The sequence below is a fragment of the Bacillus sp. FSL M7-1345 genome, assembly GCF_038006985.1.
In the GTDB taxonomy this organism is placed as follows: domain Bacteria; phylum Bacillota; class Bacilli; order Bacillales; family Bacillaceae_G; genus Bacillus_A; species Bacillus_A cereus_U.
This window is the reverse complement of the sequence record NZ_JBBOWG010000001.1, coordinates 2,365,600-2,381,274: the sequence shown is the minus strand read 5'-3', so window position 1 is coordinate 2,381,274 and position 15,675 is coordinate 2,365,600. Positions and strand designations below refer to the sequence as shown.

The following is a 15,675-nucleotide window of genomic DNA, read 5'->3' as shown; positions in this document are numbered from 1 at the left end:
GCAATCCAATTTTTATTAATTAATATTTATTTAAAATTGTAAATTAAGGTCTCAGCAGCTTCCATCACAATCTCACTTAAAGTTAGTTGAGCATGTGGTGTTAATGCAATATCTTCAACTGTCATGCCTGATTCAATTGCTAAACCCATTTCGGCAATTATTTCTGATGCACCATTACCCACGATTTGAGCACCTACTAATACACCATCTTCTTTACGCACCAATAGCCTCAAGAACCCTTTTCCTTCATTTGATACAAGTGCACGACCGTTTGCTGAAAATGGGGATTGAATCACTTTTACTTCCATGCCTTCTGCCTTTGCTCGCTCTTCAGAATAACCAACTGTTGCTAACTCAGGATTGGTGAAGCAAACTGCTGGAATTGCCAAGTAATCAACAAATGATAGTTCACCAGAAATAGCTTCAGCAGCTACTTTTCCTTCGTAAAATGCTTTATGTGCAAGCTGTGGACCAGCAATAATATCACCGATAGCAAAAATGTTCGGAAGGTTAGTACGGCATTGTTGATCAACTTTTAATAAACCGCGGTCAGAAAACTCAATACCGATTTTTTCAAAACCCATATTTTCAGTATTAGGACGACGGCCAACCGTTACTAATACGTAATCAGCGTCAACTTTCTTTTCTTCACCACCAATTTCGTAGGTAACAATTACACCATTTTCAACTTCTTCAACACCTTTAGCGGATGCATCTACTATTACTGTAACACCTTTGTTTATAAGGTCTTCTTTCACAATTTGAGTCATTTGTTTATCGAAGCCAGTTAAAATATCTTTACCTCCTTCAATAATTGTTACTATAGAACCGAGGGAAGCGTAAGCAGAGCCCAATTCAGTACCAATGTAACCACCACCGATTACAACCAATTTACTTGGAACTTCAGTTAAACTAAGTACACCTGTAGAGTTAATCACACGTTTTGTAAATTTAAATGTTGGAATTTCAACTGGGCGTGATCCAGTAGCTATAATTGCATTTTTAAATGTATATGTTTGAGCTGCATCTTTATTGGTTACTCGTATAGTGTTAGCATCCATGAAATAAGCTTCACCTTTTATCACTTCTACTTTATTGCTTTTTAATAACCCTTCTACACCACCTACTAATTTCTTTACAACGTTGTTTTTAAATTCTTGTACTTTTGCAAAATCAACATTTACACCAGAAGAAAAAATACCCATATTTTCTGAATGCTTTGTTTCCTCAAAACGATGACCTACAGAAATAAGTGCCTTAGATGGAATGCAGCCGACGTTAGCACATACGCCACCAAGATTCTCTCTTTCTATAATTGCCACTTGTTTCCCTAATTGTGAAGCTCTTATTGCAGCAACATATCCTCCAGGTCCAGAGCCAATTACGATTGTTTCTATTTCTCTCATATCCTTTTTCACACTCCTCCAAAAATTAGAAACAGGTAGGCCGAAATCGTTCATACTCTACACATTTTTCAATTTACTATTTTGTATTAGTACCATTCTTCTCTCATCCGTTTTTTCATAGTTCCGTTATGGAATTTCTATTAAGTGATCACCCCCAAAAAAGAAACCGAACAGTCTCTTTTTAGTGATAAAAATTACGGCTTACTTGGCCGTAATTTGTTTTTCCAATTCATCTAAAAGTCGTGACGATATTGTATCAATATAGACTGTATCTTGGTATAAGCGTGACAAGGCAAGTGCTCCTTCAAGAGAAGAAATCCAGATGATAGCAATCTGCTTTGCTTGAGTATCTGATCTTAACTCCCCTTGCTCAATGCCATTCGTAATAATCTTTTCAATCATTCCAAGTAATTGATTCATCGCTATCTGTGCTTGTTCTGCCATAAGTGGGTGGGAATCATCTGCTTCTAACGTTACATTCATGATTGGACAGCCTCCTGGAAGAGGATCATTATGAACGAGAGATGTAAAAACTGAAATAAAAGTTTTTAACTTATCCAACGTATTGGATTCTTTTTTTATCTCTTCGGCATAACGCACTCCCATTTGTGAAGTTGCGTGCTGAAAGGCTTGAACAGCCAAGTCATCTTTATTTTTGAAGTGACGATAAATACCACCCTTCTCTAGCCCAGTCTCTCGCATAATATCAGAAATTGAAGAACCACTATACCCCTTTACATTAAACAGAGCAGAGGAACGATCAAGAATCATTCTTTTTGTTAATTCACCTTTACGCATAGTGTCCTCCTAAAAGAAAACATTTGGTCTCTTTTTAGTATATGACAAACCGAAAAGAATTAGCAAGAAAAATAACGGAGAGAATCAATGAGTAAAAAAATAAATGATTCACTATTTTAATAGGGATCAAAATAAATACTTGAAAACATCTTTTATTTACAGAGGTGTACTCTCTGCCAATCTAGCTGCGCTAATAATAGGAGCCCACTGGAAAATTTCATCTCTTAATAGACCTGTTTTTTTGCAATATATATGTAAATACATTTCAGCTAATTCCACTGAATTCTGTGAATACAATAAGTATGTCCGAAACACATCTGCACGAATATCACCTGAACTAGCATCAACCCAATCTATAATATTCACATCACCATTACTCATAATTAAATTAAACGGATGAAAATCACCATGACATAATCTAGGTTCAAATGTGATTGAATCTAACTTTTTTAATATATTTCCCTTTTGTTTTTCATCCAGATCATGTACGGAGTTAATTTGACGATAAAGCCTTTCTTCCATCGGTTCTATTTCATCCGAGCTCACAGATATAGCATGAATTTTTTGTTGTATACTTACACAAATACTTATGAAATGCTCCGCTTTACTCAAATTATTAAGCAAAAGCTCACCAACACTTTCACCTTCTACATATTCCATAATAATAGCTTGTCTACCTTGTATCTCTGTAACTTCAAATACTTTAGGAACGTGTAAACCACATGAATATGCATACTTTTGTTTTTGTGCTTCGTATAGAGATTCTGTATTAGGGAGGTATTCTTTAAACAATTTCACAACTTTATTATCACAAAGATAAATTTCAGCCGTATTTCCTTTGGCTATCGGATTTCCTAGATTCAATTCATTTCTCTCCTTACAGTAAATTAGAATAACACCTTACACTTCTCTATAAATTCACTGTAATCATAACGAAAACCTTTTTCACAAATATACAAAAAACTTACCACTCTCTATCCTTAAATAGAAAGTGGTAAGTTTAATTTTCTGGGAATATCGGAATGGAACTCTGGTGTATGCAAGACAGTAAATGAATATCCCTGTTGAATAAATGATACTTCATTATGTTTACATTCAAATGGGACACCATTTTTCTTAAAGTTATTTTGGATTTCTTGCAAAAATACACGATCCGGTGTTCCGAATGAAACACGTACTTTCGGTGGTAAAGCTTTCATCGCAATTGGAATCCAAGGTCGTTGCCACCAAGTTGCAACGATATATGCTGTTCCACCAATAACAAAGTTGAAAATATCCCCATCTTCCATCGTTTTCATATCTAGATTTGATTTCAACCATTCGGTAAACACAGGTACACTTTTAACAGGAAGACCAATTTCCCTCACATATAAAATGTTTAATGGTGAATGTGGAACTAATACCTCTTCATTAATATAATTATGTGCGATAATTTCAAGAAGATTTCCATCACCATCTCTAAAGTATAAATTGAAAAGACCGCTCTCCTCACCAATTATATGACCATCTTTCCATTTCGCAATGAGTAATCCAGACCCTTCAAGCCATCTTACTGTTTCATAAAATTTTGAATATGGAATCTCAAAGGCGAAATGCGCAGGTGCAATTGGTTCATACACTTCTTGAAAGCTAATTGTTGTGTATGGTGTTACTTCAAATTGAATAAATGATGCTGTTTCTTTTTTTATTGGAAAAGATAGTATATCTCCGTATACTTGTTTTACTCCTTCTATAGAAACAGTTTGTAGTTTAATATCTGAAATGTGTGTAATCATTGTAATAAACCTCCAAATTCATTATATTTATTAGTATTGTATTTCAAAAACTAACAGGAAAAATCCATCTGGAGATTGAAACTTTAATTAATAAACTACTACTTTTGTATTAGAACAGTTAAGTTAACATTATAGGCTAATACAATAAAATCTTAACTTCAAGCAGTTTGCGTTTTAGTACAAATAATTGGTATGAACGACCACATCAAGATATAATGAATAATATCTTAAGCTAAAGGAGTGTTGTATTGTGACTCAAAGAATTACTTACTATGATGCTGCACCTGATGCTATGAAAATTATGATGGACATGGAAAAATACACAAAGCAATCAACGATTAATCGAACGACTAGAGAGCTTATTAAAATTAGAGTTTCTCAGATCAATGGCTGTGCTTACTGCATAGATTTACATACATCTGATGCGCGAAAAATGGGAGAGACTGAACAAAGAATTTATTGCTTAAGTACTTGGGATGAATGTACTTTTTATACACCAGAAGAAAAAGTCGCTATTGAACTAGCTGAGCATATTACACTTATTCCTACTAAAAGAGTTCCTGAATCCTTATATAAACGCGTATGCGAACATTATGATGAAAAACAATATATTGACCTTGTCTTGATTATTAATCAAATTAATAGTTGGAATAGAATTTCTATTGCGATGGGAAATACACCGGCTAAAAAATAACACTTTAAGTAAACATCTTACTTACTCTCTATACGTTATTTCTTTATTACATACGCTTCAAAAAGGTTGATTCTTATACATTACAAGAATCAACCTTTTTAAGTTATATTGTATAAAGACATTACCAATGGTTTTTTATTTCTTCTACTATAACTTCCGGGTAATCCCAATGTAACAGATGGGTAGAATTTGGGATTAGTTTTACTGTCGCTCTTGTTCTCTCACTAAAAATGCTCGCTGTTTTCCCTCTATATTCATCCCAAATTTCGGGTACTGTAGCACGAAGTAATATTATATTAGATGGTAACTCCTCATATATATCCATGGTTTCATCCTTGTGCATGCCTCTTACGATATTACCAGCTGTTGTACCTCTCGCATGCCAACATACTTTATTATTTATTTCTATACCAAGATCCTTAACTGCAAGTTCTAATAATGGAGACCACCTTGTATAAACTTCTTTTTCACTTTTAAAGAAATCATCCCAACTATTAAATACATACTCTTCAAAGTCCTTTTCATAATAAGCGATTTCTTCTTCCAAAGTTTCTTCTTGAAGCCTTTTCGTTTGATACCCTCCATCAATGAGCATACTCCCTAATACCTTTTCTGGATTATTTAATAAATAAAATAGCGCTACAAAACTTCCCCAAGAATGTGATAGGAAATAGAAATGTTCAATTTTCAGTTCATTTATTATTTCATTTAACCAATTTGCTAAATTCTGCATCTCATAATCTTCTGTTCTTTCAAAGGGCGGTGTTTTACCATGCCCAGGTGCATCAATGGAGATGATTCTATACTCTTCCTTTAACTCCTCTGCAATTTCTATAAAACTTAAACTCGTACTACCTAACCCATGTAAACAAAAGATAACCGGCTTGTCATTATTCCTCCATTCAGTAATATGTACATTTATCCGGTCATTGTTAATAAAGTAACGTTTCATAATAATTATCCTCCATATTTTGATTTTTGGATTAACACTTAACTTATTTCTATTTTTTTAAAGTTTTCCCTGCATTCTTTTCCACACAAAAAAGCCGATTTTCTTTAAAAGAAAATCGGCTTTTACGCTAAAATACATTATGATTTAACAGCAATAATCATAAACCTTTTTGAATTCGTACGAATCCCTTTTTCAGAACTATTAGCGTCAATAAACTTTTGTAAAATATTAAAATCCTCTTCCTCTTCTCCAAATCTAGGAATAATAGGCGTATGTTTTAATAAGAAAATGAGATCTTCAGGTGTACTGTAATAATCGATAACATCGTATTCACGTACTTGCACGAGCTCAAATCCTGCACTAATAAGTTCATCCATATATTTTTCTTTTAAAATGCCATCTCTTTGGCCTAAGCATTGCCCTCTGCCAAATGCTTCTTTGAGATTTAATTTATCATGTTCGCAAACTTGTTGAGTTAAGAAAAAAGCACCCTTTTTCATTACTTTTGCCAATTCAGATGCTATAAACGGTGCATGACAACTAGAAGCAATATCAAAATAAGCATGCGGAAACGTTAAAGCTTCAGAACCCATTTGGAGAAACTCAACATTTTGTACACCTGCTTTTTTTAAGTTGGAATGTGCTGTTTCAATCATGCCATTAGAATTATCTATTCCAATTAATAATTTGGCTGAAGATGCTATGTTAAGTACATTTTCTCCTCCACCTGTACCAACATCAAGTAGAATGTGTGATGGTTTGCATCTTTCTTTCACTTCGCCATAAAAATCCCAAGTGTCACCTACAGTTTCACATTTCAGCTTACTGAAGTCCCACCCGTTTGCTCGTCCCACTTTATTATAAAAATTCTTATAATCTAATTCATTCATTTTATTATTTCCCCTTTGCAGAAAAGCATTAAATATCTAATTTTGATAATTCTCGAAATAGACTCAAAGGTGATATATTCGTAAATGGGCTTACGTCTCTTTTGATATCTGGTACGCATTTTTCATCCCAAAACAACTAGTTACTTCGAACAATAGGGAGCTTCATCAATTTCACCTCATTTGGAAGATTATATGTTTAATAATCTCTAACACTATTTAATTATATATTATAAAATACAAATTTTTAAACAATAAATTCCCATATACTCTATTTAATTTACATAATAATTTTATAGTTCACCTTTATCGATATATTCTAAATGTACTCTTCGCCAACCACACATACTATCTTAAACAGTACTGACTGTTTTGCCATGTTCAGATAAGCTATATTCCACTTTAGGTGGTATTTCTTGATAAATTTCACGTTTTATTAGTTGATCTTGCTCTAATTCACGAAGCTGTTTCGCTAATGTCCCTTGAGATATGTCTGGTATTAATCGCTTTAATTCACCAAAACGTTTCGTTCCATCTGTTAGTAAAATAAATAAAATGAGCGGCTTCCATTTCCCACCGATTATTTGTAATGTCGCTATTACCCCTTTTAATTTTGGTTCCTCTAAATTCATTTTCCTCATCACTCCCCTCAAATCATAAAATATAATGAGTAATTTTTTATATTATTTATCCGTACAACAAGCGATTAGTATGAAATTTGCGACTAAGTACATATAAAGTGCGTACTTTTCAATAGTCATTTTTTAACGAATAATAAAAACAACACAATTTCATTTTAAATCTTATATTAAGGGAGATGTTTAACCATGTCTATTACTGTATTAAAAGATAAACATATCGTTATCATTGGTGGGAGTTCTAGTATTGGATTAGCTACGGCGAAACAAGCAATTGAACAAGGAGCACATGTTATTATTGCAGGGCGCTCAGAAGTAAAGTTAAAGGCTGCTCGAGAATTAATAAATAACAACAACCTTCAAACTTATATAGTGGATAATCAAAATAAGAAACAGTTACAAGATTTTTTCAAGAAAGTTGGTAATTTTGATCATTTGTTCACACCGGGTGCCTCTTATACACTTAGGCCAATAACTGCTACGGATGAAATTGCGGAAAGTAGCTTTACCGGAAAGTTTTGGCCTCAATATTATGCCGTAAAATATGCAATTCCTTTTCTTTCAAACTATGGATCCATTGTGTTAATGTCTGGTGCATTTAGTCAAAGGCCACTTAAAGGTGCGCCTGCTTATGGTGCTTGTAATGGGGCTATTGAAAGTTTAGGGAAAGCTTTAGCTGTTGAATTAGCACCGATTAGAGTTAATGTTGTTTCTCCTGGAACGATACAAAGAGAGAATGAACAAAATGAGAAAAGACTAGCTGCTTATGAAGATTATAAATCTCTTTCTCTTGTACAGAGACCTGGACATAATGATGAAATTGCACATACCGTCCTGTATTTAATGCAGAATAGTTTTACTACAGGTAATGTATTGTTTCCTGATGGAGGATACACATATCATTAATTTGTAAAAATTTAACACCTCCTTAGATTAACTAGTATTGAGGAGGCTAGTATTATTAATTTAGAAAGTGATCTAATAATGTAGGATCTTCAATCTGCGAAGAAAAACAATAGTGTTGGAAGCTTGTAGGCAAGTGAATTTTATGACAACGGCAACATTACGGGCATAAAAAACCAGTTGATTGAGAGCAACTGGTTCAATAAAGGTTTTATATTGGATATTCATTCAACCAAATTAATGCTTGTTCATAATCATCAAAGAATTTCACAGATTCTTTTGTATTGGATTGTTGTAAATAATTCATTATCTCCCCTTCTTCAAGGAGAAACGCAATTGCCTTACTGTGATTCAAAATGGTTTCATTGAAGAACTTATCTTTCCATACTTTTTGAACAGAAAAATGATCTGGTGTGTATCCTTTTCTATCCACCAACAATTTGAATTTCCGACCCTCAGAAATAAATTGCTGACAAACCTGCTCGAAGCCATTAAACCATTCATAAACATCATCTGTTTTAATCTTGCCAATTAGATGGGTAACAATTAAATCTCCTGAAACTGTTGTGCTGATATTCTGTTTACTCAACTTGGAATCATCTCCCTTAGTTACAATTATGCGTAAAAATCTCATGAAATCAATAAGGATAAAATTCTTACGCAATAAAGCAACATTATTTACGAAAAGAGCCTAAAGAAAAAAGGCATATCAATAATGCCATTTTTCTTTATCATTATTTAATTGGATAACAAACCTCTGTAACCCACTTATTAGGATCCGATTCCATCGCGGGGCTAACATGATAAATATTAAACATCGACCCCGTTAATTCATAACCTTCCGCCTCAATCCATATTGCCGCTGCTTCATTTACGTCTGTCATTTGTTCATAACTTCCGTTTACTGTTATAGAAGCAACGTGGGATCGCTCTATCTTTTTAAAATACACATCTTTTGTATTTTCATGCTCCCCTAAAATATGTAGCTGTATTTCTACATCTACATCATTTCCCTTGTATTCTTGATCATGGAAGACAGCAATACTATAACTTGGATTAGCTATACTAATATTTTTAACATTAGTTTCTTGCATTAAAATACTCCATAAATCTCCTTCACAATTATAAGATGGAATAACCTTTCTAACGCTTGCTACATTTCTTTCTGGAATTTCTTTTAATGAAACATGATAGTTCATTTCAATAACATCCTCTCTCATCGTTTTCATTGAGTCTTCGAGGAGACGTAATTGTTTTTGGAGATCATCTATTCCTTTTTTTATTTGAGCACTACGATTTTCAAATTGTGATTTTATTACTTCAATATTTTCACTCTCTACTATTTCTTTAATTGGGCTGCTAAATAATATCGATAGCCACTCTGCTCATCTACTTTTTCTAGCTGCAATAATTCCACTTTATCGTAATGTCTCAACATACGTATGCTAATGGAAGAAAGTTTTGAAAAATCCCCTATTTTGAACATTATCTCCTCCTATTTATTACTATTATTTGAAGCTCAACTTAAGCTTAAACAATGACATTGTGTGAGAGTCAACTATTTATAACGGTTTAAGTGATTATTTAATATATTATATTTACATAATTAAAAACCCTTATGATTCATTTACCAATTTACTTTTCAATGCAATACATATTGATATTAATCCATTTACGGTCAATAACATAACTATAATACTAGTGAGTAAAGCTACATCTGCAGCAAACATTTTAATTGTCTGCCACGGTGAATTTGTACTATAAATAAGAAGTGGAATTAAAATAATAGATAATATTAGAAACAAACTCCCTAGAAAAAACCAGATCATTTTTTTACGGATTTTCTTACGTTTATACTTTATTATTTGCATAATTGCTGTAATGAAAAGTGTGAAAATTACTATTGACATAACAAGTTGAACTATTGGTATATTTCGGGGTATACCAATAGGTTCTTCACCATTTAAAATATTAATAATACCTTTTTTCAATGCTGGCAGTGCTGTTTCTTCTAAAATATGATTTTTATTCGTTAAAATCACACCACCCCAGCCAGTTTCATTTAAAATAAATATTTCTGCATGTGAATCCGGAGTTGACCCTGAATGCCAAACCATCTTTTCGTTTCCATTTATATTTGTTGTCCTCAGTCCAAATCCATAATGTTTTTCTGAATCTACTTTATATAGTGGTGATAAATAAAGATCCATACTATCTTTATTTAAAAATTGCGTATGCTCTTTGTGATTCAAAAACTTAATGAATTGAATCATATCTTCTAGATTTGCTGTAATATAGCCATATGGTGACCCACCATTATCATACGACACCGTACTTTTTCTTGGTATTCCAAACCATGATTGGTAACCTGTTAAATAACCATTTTTATAAGAATCCTCACTATTTGCTGCTGTACCATTCATTTTTAATGGCTGAAAAATTTCCTTCTCCATATAAGTAGAGTATGTCTCTTTTGAAACTTCCTCAATAAGTGCACCAAGAATTAGATAATTCGCATCACTATATTGATATTTTTTTCCGGAGGAAGCAGTTAATTCTACATTTGAAAGTTTTTTCACATTTTCTTTTATAGCTGTAGTGTTTTTAGATTGCTGATCTGATAAGGTTAATCCTGTATAAGTACTTATGCCACTAGTGTGATTTAAAAGGTGTTTTATTGTTATGTTTGAGGCGAATTGGTTGTCTTTTACTTTAAACCAAGGAAGATGTTGTTGAACTGAATCCTCTAAATTAATTTTTTTATCTTCTATTAACTTCACTATAGCTAGGCCAGTTAATGATTTACTTATTGATCCAATTGCAAATGGTGTTTTACTGGTTACCTTTTTTTCAGACTCCCCGGTATTCCCCCATGATTCTTTGAAGAATACATCTTTATTATGTACAATTGCTATAGAAGCTCCTGGAATATTTTGTTCCTTTAAAAACTTTTCAATATACTTGTCTAAAGTAACTTTAATATTTTGCTGAGCGTAAACTTTTGGATGTATACTACATAACATTAACACATTATAAAATATACAAATTAGAAACAATTTATATTTAAATGTCTTCATCTTAATTTATTTCAGATAACTTTCTTTTTTTATAACTTACTAAGCTTATAAATACTAAAACGGAGATTGTAAAACTAATCATTATTAATAAAGAGTTCCACCATTGATTTTCTGTTATTCGATATAAAATATTATAATTAAATGTATTATTACTATTGTTTGGACTAAATGATTCAGTTAAAAATATTGAAAGTGTAGTTTGTGAGATGAGGTAAGTAATCAAAGAGATGAATATTCCACCTATGATTAATGTACTAGATTTTTTATTTACGTTTCGAAGTTGTTTCATTTTTACTCGCAGATCAATTTCATTTATTCCCAAAAAATCTTGAACAAATAACTGAGGCATTCCTAAATCATTTATACTTTCTTCACCATGTTCACGACATTCTTGAATATGTTCTAAAATTTGTTGTTTAATATTTCCCCTTTCTTCTAAACTTATATCGTATTGCTTTAAATCCTTAAGTACGCCAGTTAAAAATTGCTGTTCTTTATCGTTTAATTCATTCCTCATTTCAGAAGGTCTCCTTTCAAACCACTCTTTAATAATGTTTTAATATCAAATTGCAACTCTAACCACTCATTAATTTTCTTCTCAAGACGTATTTTTCCATTTTCATTAATTTCGTAATAAATCCTAACTTTACCACTATCCGTTACTTCTTGATAAGTATTAACCCACTCTTGATTTTTCAGTTTAGTTAAAATCGGATAAATACTTCCTACTCCTTTCAATTTCAAATTATGTCCTTCAAGTTCTTTCATAATTTCATAACCATAACTTTTCTTTGCAGACAAAATAGACAATACACACATTTCCAAATGACCCTTAATTAAACTTGTTCTATCCATAGGATAAATTTAACAGAAATATATACTTCATTCAAGTATATATTTCTGTTAAATTTAAAAATAAAGAAAATAACGATTTTTTTAATTGAAAAATCAGCAAAATTTCAATATGATTTACTCCAAATAATTTCCCGAATTCTTTTCACCCTTTAATATTCAGTACCAAAATGATTATTTATCATGACAAATAATCATTTTTATACAATAATAATTACACAATAAATAATGATTATTAAAACATTAACACTTAATTACACCGATTCACACACCGGTGTACTACTAAGACTTAGAAAAAATGATTTAATCAGTTATATCAACCTGCTATACCTTTCAGCTTATCAATTGTTAATTTACGAATAATTTTTTTACCTTTTGTCTAGCTAGATTAACATTTTAAAACCAACAAGTTCTTCTCCAAAACAAAAACTCATTTGCAGATTATTGCAAATGAGTTTTTAAGTACTAACTGACAACTAGCTTTTTAAATTTTTTCTGGTTTAATTATTCTGCTCAAGACATTCATAAACTGCCATCATTTCTCGCTTATTCAACTCACGAATTCGATTAAATATTAGAATGTCTGCAACATCCTCAGTTCGTAAGCTTTCATCCACAACATCACTAATTTTTCCAGTCAACCATGTTTCTACATCTATGTCATCGACGATTTCTTTACGTCCTTCATCGTTAATACCACTTGCATTACAAGTTACACACGGAATTGTTAATTTGAACACGCCGTCATGCAGGTTATCTTCTGTTATTACTTTCTTTCCGTTACAGAATGGACATGGGTTACTTTTTTTAATTTTATTAATTTGAGTAACTAATTTTTTATAACCAAATGCTTCATATACATATGTTAGTTTTTTATATTTTCCATTTGTGAAATACTTATCTATGATAGTTTCTCTTGTTTCATTGATATTTTGGAAATCACAAATAGTCACCTTATTATTATTGCTGATTGATTCGATATTACCTTTAATTTCGCCCCAGAATGGTAAGACATTTTGTAAAACCATTTCATAGTTTGAAAAGCTTGCTTGTTCTAGTTCAAACATTTTCAGTGCAACTTGTGTTTCTCTAGGTAGTAACGAAACGTCTTCTGTTAGAATCATCTCGTCACCTAAAATGGATTTTAATTTAACGAGTGCAGGGAAATCACCTACTATTTTTAATACTTCTTCAAGCGGTTGATTGATAATTTCACGAATATCTTTATCTCCAAACTTAAGCGATTTATGGTGGTTTAATACAGTCCCCTCACAAATTGGACATGTCATCATTTCTTTAGAAGTTTTAATATCTTCTTTAATAGCTGCTTTGGAAATAACAATATACCCGCCAATAATCGTATTAAATCCTACCCATGTTCTACGTGTCTTTCCTTTCTTATCATAAAAGGACTTATCAAAATAGCCGTACCAAAATGTATGTTTCTCTTCCTGAGACATATCATTATAGCTCTTCGTCAAATCGTGACCTAGCTCATTTTTAATTTCTTCAAATAGAAATTCTATTTTTTCATATTGATAAAAATTTAATACTTTCATGATTTCCGGATAGAATAGACCATCCCAAAATGGAATATTTTTATCTTGAATTACAATTTCCTTATCAAAGATTTCTATCTTAAGACGTCCTGAACATGATGGGCAATGATTATCCTGAGAATAGAAATCGAAACTTCTCGTATCTTTATTAGTCGGATGAGCAGCTACAATATGATTGATCAATCCACCAATTTCATATAAGAAACTATATTGACTATACAAATGTCTTTCAAGATCAATAGCAACAACAGGTGCAATTGTATCAGATTCGTATTCACCGTAAATTAAACGAGCCATTGATGATAAGCTTTTTAATATACCACCCTTGTAGATGTTTTCTGCGTTTTTAAAATAATCAATATAATTTTCTTCTAAGTAGTTAATTCCATTTTGTTGATTCAATGTTGAAGAAATTTGTAATGGAGTAACTTTATCTATATCATTTTTTTGACGATAATACACATCATGATTCACAACATCAAGATGTTCCACTGATGCAAGTTGTCTTTTTCCAAAATCAACGATATAATCAGAGTTTTCTAACATATAGGCATTATGTTCAATCATTACGATAGAGACTGATTCATCTTGTAAAATCCCTCTGACACTATCGATAAATTGATTTAATATATTTTGTGATAAACCTTTTGAAGGCTCGTCAAAAATAAATAGTGTATGTGGATTTCTTGATTTTGCAAACAGCTCCGAAACTAAATGAACGCATTGAAACTCACCAGTTGATAATGTTTGTGTTTTCCGTTCTAATGTCAAATAGCCAAGTCCAAGTTTGATTAATAGGCTCAAGCGTTTATAAGCGATATCTTCATTAGGAAGTTCATCAATGATATCCTCAATGGAGCGTTCAAAAATATCATCTATATCTTCACCATATTTAGTAAGTTTCTTTTTAATATCAAGAAAAGTCGCAACGGTTGACCGACTTGTAATTGATTGGTTTCGATCTTGTCCTACCATTACTAGTTTATCTTTTGGATATCGTTTCAGGAAATCTTTAGATATACATTCATTAACAAGTGTTGATTTACCACATCCTGATTCACCTGTAACCGTTACAAGTCTATTTTTAGGAATCTGAAATTCAGTCATTTGGATGTTACGGCAATATAAATCACGGAATGCATAATATTCTGTTGGTATTTCATGATTTATTCCCCAAATTATTGGCTCTGGCCTTGGTGATTCTTCAACAATTGTTCCGCCATATTTCCCGCTACCTGGCCCAAAGAACAATTGCTCATCAGTTGTATCAAGCACTGTGTCTGAATGATCAATAAGCCAAATTTGATTCTTACATCCTAATTGTTTAATCTCTTCTAAAATTTTCAATAGTGTTTTATGATCAAGCCCTACTGAAATTTCATCAATAATAATTACAGTATTTTCACTTACTGCCATAAATTCTGCCAAGTACAGTCGTGTAATTTCTCCACCTGACAATGTACCCATAATCCGATTTAATGTTAAATAACCAATATTCATATTAACAATGTTTTGAAGAATATGTTGTTTCGCTTCACTAATATTTAAAACTGCGGCTAATGAAAGAATACATTCTACACTTAAATCATTAATATCTGAAATTGTATGTGGTTTATCAAATAATTCAATTGTATATTGTTCAATTTCTTTACTATATCTTCTTCCTTCGCATTTTTTACACTCAATATTTTTAGTAGTGCCGCGTCCTTTACAACCAGGACACCAACCTAACTGATTATTAAATGAAAAGACCTCAGGAGAAAGATTATATTTTTCAGCAAGCTTTTCACGTATCTCTTTAAAAACACCTGTATGAGTACCAATCGTTGAACGTGGATTAGAAGAAATAGACGATTTCCCTAGAAAAAGTACTAAAGGCATTTCTTCCATCTTAATAGCACTGAAATTAGTTTCCATAATATTAGGAAATAAATACTGATATTCAGCCTTTGGTAATAAGGAAACAAGGCGCTTCTTGGATTCTTCACCAATTGTTTGACAAAAAGTTGTTTTACCAGATCCAGACAATCCAGCAATTCCAAATGATTTATTTACCGGTATTTCTGCATCTAATTTATTTATATTGTTCGCAATTAATTGATTTACTTTCATATTAACCTCTATTCTTATTGTT

14 protein-coding genes and 1 pseudogene are annotated in these 15,675 nt (G+C 31.9%); 2 read left to right on the top strand and 13 right to left on the bottom strand.

Annotated elements, in window-relative coordinates; genetic code table 11:
• Window positions 1-26: 26 nt before the first annotated feature.
• The 4 genes from lpdA to MHB76_RS12325 all read right to left on the bottom strand — a co-directional run bounded on the left by lpdA (window position 27) and on the right by MHB76_RS12325 (window position 3,979).
• Entirely contained in the window at window positions 27-1,406 is a 1,380-nt protein-coding gene (gene lpdA / locus MHB76_RS12340) for a dihydrolipoyl dehydrogenase (RefSeq protein WP_078175031.1), read from the bottom strand.
• A gap of 201 nt (window positions 1,407-1,607) precedes the next feature.
• Entirely contained in the window at window positions 1,608-2,204 is a 597-nt protein-coding gene (locus MHB76_RS12335) for a TetR/AcrR family transcriptional regulator (protein ID WP_016101946.1), read from the bottom strand.
• A 156-nt stretch (window positions 2,205-2,360) separates the two neighbouring features.
• Window positions 2,361-3,068 (bottom strand): phosphotransferase family protein, encoded by a 708-nt coding sequence (locus MHB76_RS12330; protein WP_078175007.1) that lies wholly within the window; start codon window positions 3,066-3,068, stop codon window positions 2,361-2,363.
• 116 nt (window positions 3,069-3,184) lie between these two features.
• Window positions 3,185-3,979, bottom strand: coding sequence for a VOC family protein (locus tag MHB76_RS12325; RefSeq protein ID WP_340986668.1), 795 nt, complete (start codon window positions 3,977-3,979; stop codon window positions 3,185-3,187).
• A 250-nt stretch (window positions 3,980-4,229) separates the two neighbouring features.
• Here MHB76_RS12325 and MHB76_RS12320 point away from each other — a divergent pair, with 250 nt between their 5' ends.
• Window positions 4,230-4,673: a carboxymuconolactone decarboxylase family protein gene (locus MHB76_RS12320; protein WP_002161692.1), complete on the top strand. Its 444-nt coding sequence runs from the start codon at window positions 4,230-4,232 to the stop codon at window positions 4,671-4,673.
• Window positions 4,674-4,794: 121 nt separating this feature from the next.
• Here the strand turns inward: MHB76_RS12320 and MHB76_RS12315 are convergent, their stop codons facing one another.
• The 3 genes from MHB76_RS12315 to MHB76_RS12305 all read right to left on the bottom strand — a co-directional run bounded on the left by MHB76_RS12315 (window position 4,795) and on the right by MHB76_RS12305 (window position 7,144).
• Complete coding sequence (locus MHB76_RS12315) at window positions 4,795-5,625, bottom strand: alpha/beta hydrolase (protein ID WP_340986666.1); 831 nt, start codon at window positions 5,623-5,625, stop codon at window positions 4,795-4,797.
• 137 nt (window positions 5,626-5,762) lie between these two features.
• Window positions 5,763-6,515 (bottom strand): class I SAM-dependent methyltransferase, encoded by a 753-nt coding sequence (locus MHB76_RS12310; protein WP_002161694.1) that lies wholly within the window; start codon window positions 6,513-6,515, stop codon window positions 5,763-5,765.
• A gap of 350 nt (window positions 6,516-6,865) precedes the next feature.
• Complete coding sequence (locus tag MHB76_RS12305) at window positions 6,866-7,144, bottom strand: winged helix-turn-helix transcriptional regulator (RefSeq protein ID WP_340986663.1); 279 nt, start codon at window positions 7,142-7,144, stop codon at window positions 6,866-6,868.
• Between the two features lie 195 nt (window positions 7,145-7,339).
• Between MHB76_RS12305 and MHB76_RS12300 the strand changes: the two genes are divergently transcribed.
• Window positions 7,340-8,056 carry an SDR family oxidoreductase gene (locus tag MHB76_RS12300; protein ID WP_340986662.1) on the top strand — a complete coding sequence of 239 codons (717 nt, stop codon included), beginning with the start codon at window positions 7,340-7,342 and terminating at the stop codon, window positions 8,054-8,056.
• Window positions 8,057-8,264: 208 nt separating this feature from the next.
• Here MHB76_RS12300 and MHB76_RS12295 read toward each other — a convergent pair whose 3' ends face one another.
• From MHB76_RS12295 to MHB76_RS12270, 6 genes and pseudogenes are all read right to left on the bottom strand, one after another.
• Window positions 8,265-8,687, bottom strand: a complete 423-nt coding sequence (locus MHB76_RS12295; protein WP_098988656.1) for an STAS/SEC14 domain-containing protein — start codon at window positions 8,685-8,687, stop codon at window positions 8,265-8,267.
• A 100-nt stretch (window positions 8,688-8,787) separates the two neighbouring features.
• Window positions 8,788-9,539 (bottom strand): annotated as a pseudogene (locus MHB76_RS12290) (MerR family transcriptional regulator).
• 130 nt (window positions 9,540-9,669) lie between these two features.
• On the bottom strand, window positions 9,670-11,130 hold the full coding sequence (locus MHB76_RS12285; RefSeq protein ID WP_340986660.1) for a serine hydrolase domain-containing protein: 1,461 nt from the start codon (window positions 11,128-11,130) through the stop codon (window positions 9,670-9,672).
• A 1-nt stretch (window position 11,131) separates the two neighbouring features.
• Window positions 11,132-11,647 (bottom strand): hypothetical protein, encoded by a 516-nt coding sequence (locus MHB76_RS12280; RefSeq protein ID WP_340986658.1) that lies wholly within the window; start codon window positions 11,645-11,647, stop codon window positions 11,132-11,134.
• Window positions 11,644-11,985: a PadR family transcriptional regulator gene (locus MHB76_RS12275; protein ID WP_033710985.1), complete on the bottom strand. Its 342-nt coding sequence runs from the start codon at window positions 11,983-11,985 to the stop codon at window positions 11,644-11,646. The genes MHB76_RS12280 and MHB76_RS12275 overlap by 4 nt, the downstream gene beginning before the upstream one ends.
• 497 nt (window positions 11,986-12,482) lie before the next feature.
• Window positions 12,483-15,653: an ATP-binding cassette domain-containing protein gene (locus MHB76_RS12270; RefSeq protein ID WP_340986655.1), complete on the bottom strand. Its 3,171-nt coding sequence runs from the start codon at window positions 15,651-15,653 to the stop codon at window positions 12,483-12,485.
• Window positions 15,654-15,675 lie beyond the last annotated feature (22 nt).

Excerpts from the sequence above, each read along its gene's own strand:
- lpdA (WP_078175031.1), bottom strand. The coding sequence starts at position 1,406 with ATGAGAGAAATAGAAACAATCGTAATTGGCTCTGGACCTGGAGGATAT.
- MHB76_RS12335 (WP_016101946.1), bottom strand. The coding sequence starts at position 2,204 with ATGCGTAAAGGTGAATTAACAAAAAGAATGATTCTTGATCGTTCCTCT.
- MHB76_RS12325 (WP_340986668.1), bottom strand. The coding sequence starts at position 3,979 with ATGATTACACACATTTCAGATATTAAACTACAAACTGTTTCTATAGAA.
- MHB76_RS12315 (WP_340986666.1), bottom strand. The coding sequence starts at position 5,625 with ATGAAACGTTACTTTATTAACAATGACCGGATAAATGTACATATTACT.
- MHB76_RS12310 (WP_002161694.1), bottom strand. The coding sequence starts at position 6,515 with ATGAATGAATTAGATTATAAGAATTTTTATAATAAAGTGGGACGAGCA.
- MHB76_RS12305 (WP_340986663.1), bottom strand. The coding sequence starts at position 7,144 with ATGAATTTAGAGGAACCAAAATTAAAAGGGGTAATAGCGACATTACAA.
- MHB76_RS12300 (WP_340986662.1), top strand. The coding sequence starts at position 7,340 with ATGTCTATTACTGTATTAAAAGATAAACATATCGTTATCATTGGTGGG.
- MHB76_RS12295 (WP_098988656.1), bottom strand. The coding sequence starts at position 8,687 with ATGAGATTTTTACGCATAATTGTAACTAAGGGAGATGATTCCAAGTTG.
- MHB76_RS12285 (WP_340986660.1), bottom strand. The coding sequence starts at position 11,130 with ATGAAGACATTTAAATATAAATTGTTTCTAATTTGTATATTTTATAAT.
- MHB76_RS12280 (WP_340986658.1), bottom strand. The coding sequence starts at position 11,647 with ATGAGGAATGAATTAAACGATAAAGAACAGCAATTTTTAACTGGCGTA.
- MHB76_RS12275 (WP_033710985.1), bottom strand. The coding sequence starts at position 11,985 with ATGGATAGAACAAGTTTAATTAAGGGTCATTTGGAAATGTGTGTATTG.
- MHB76_RS12270 (WP_340986655.1), bottom strand. The coding sequence starts at position 15,653 with ATGAAAGTAAATCAATTAATTGCGAACAATATAAATAAATTAGATGCA.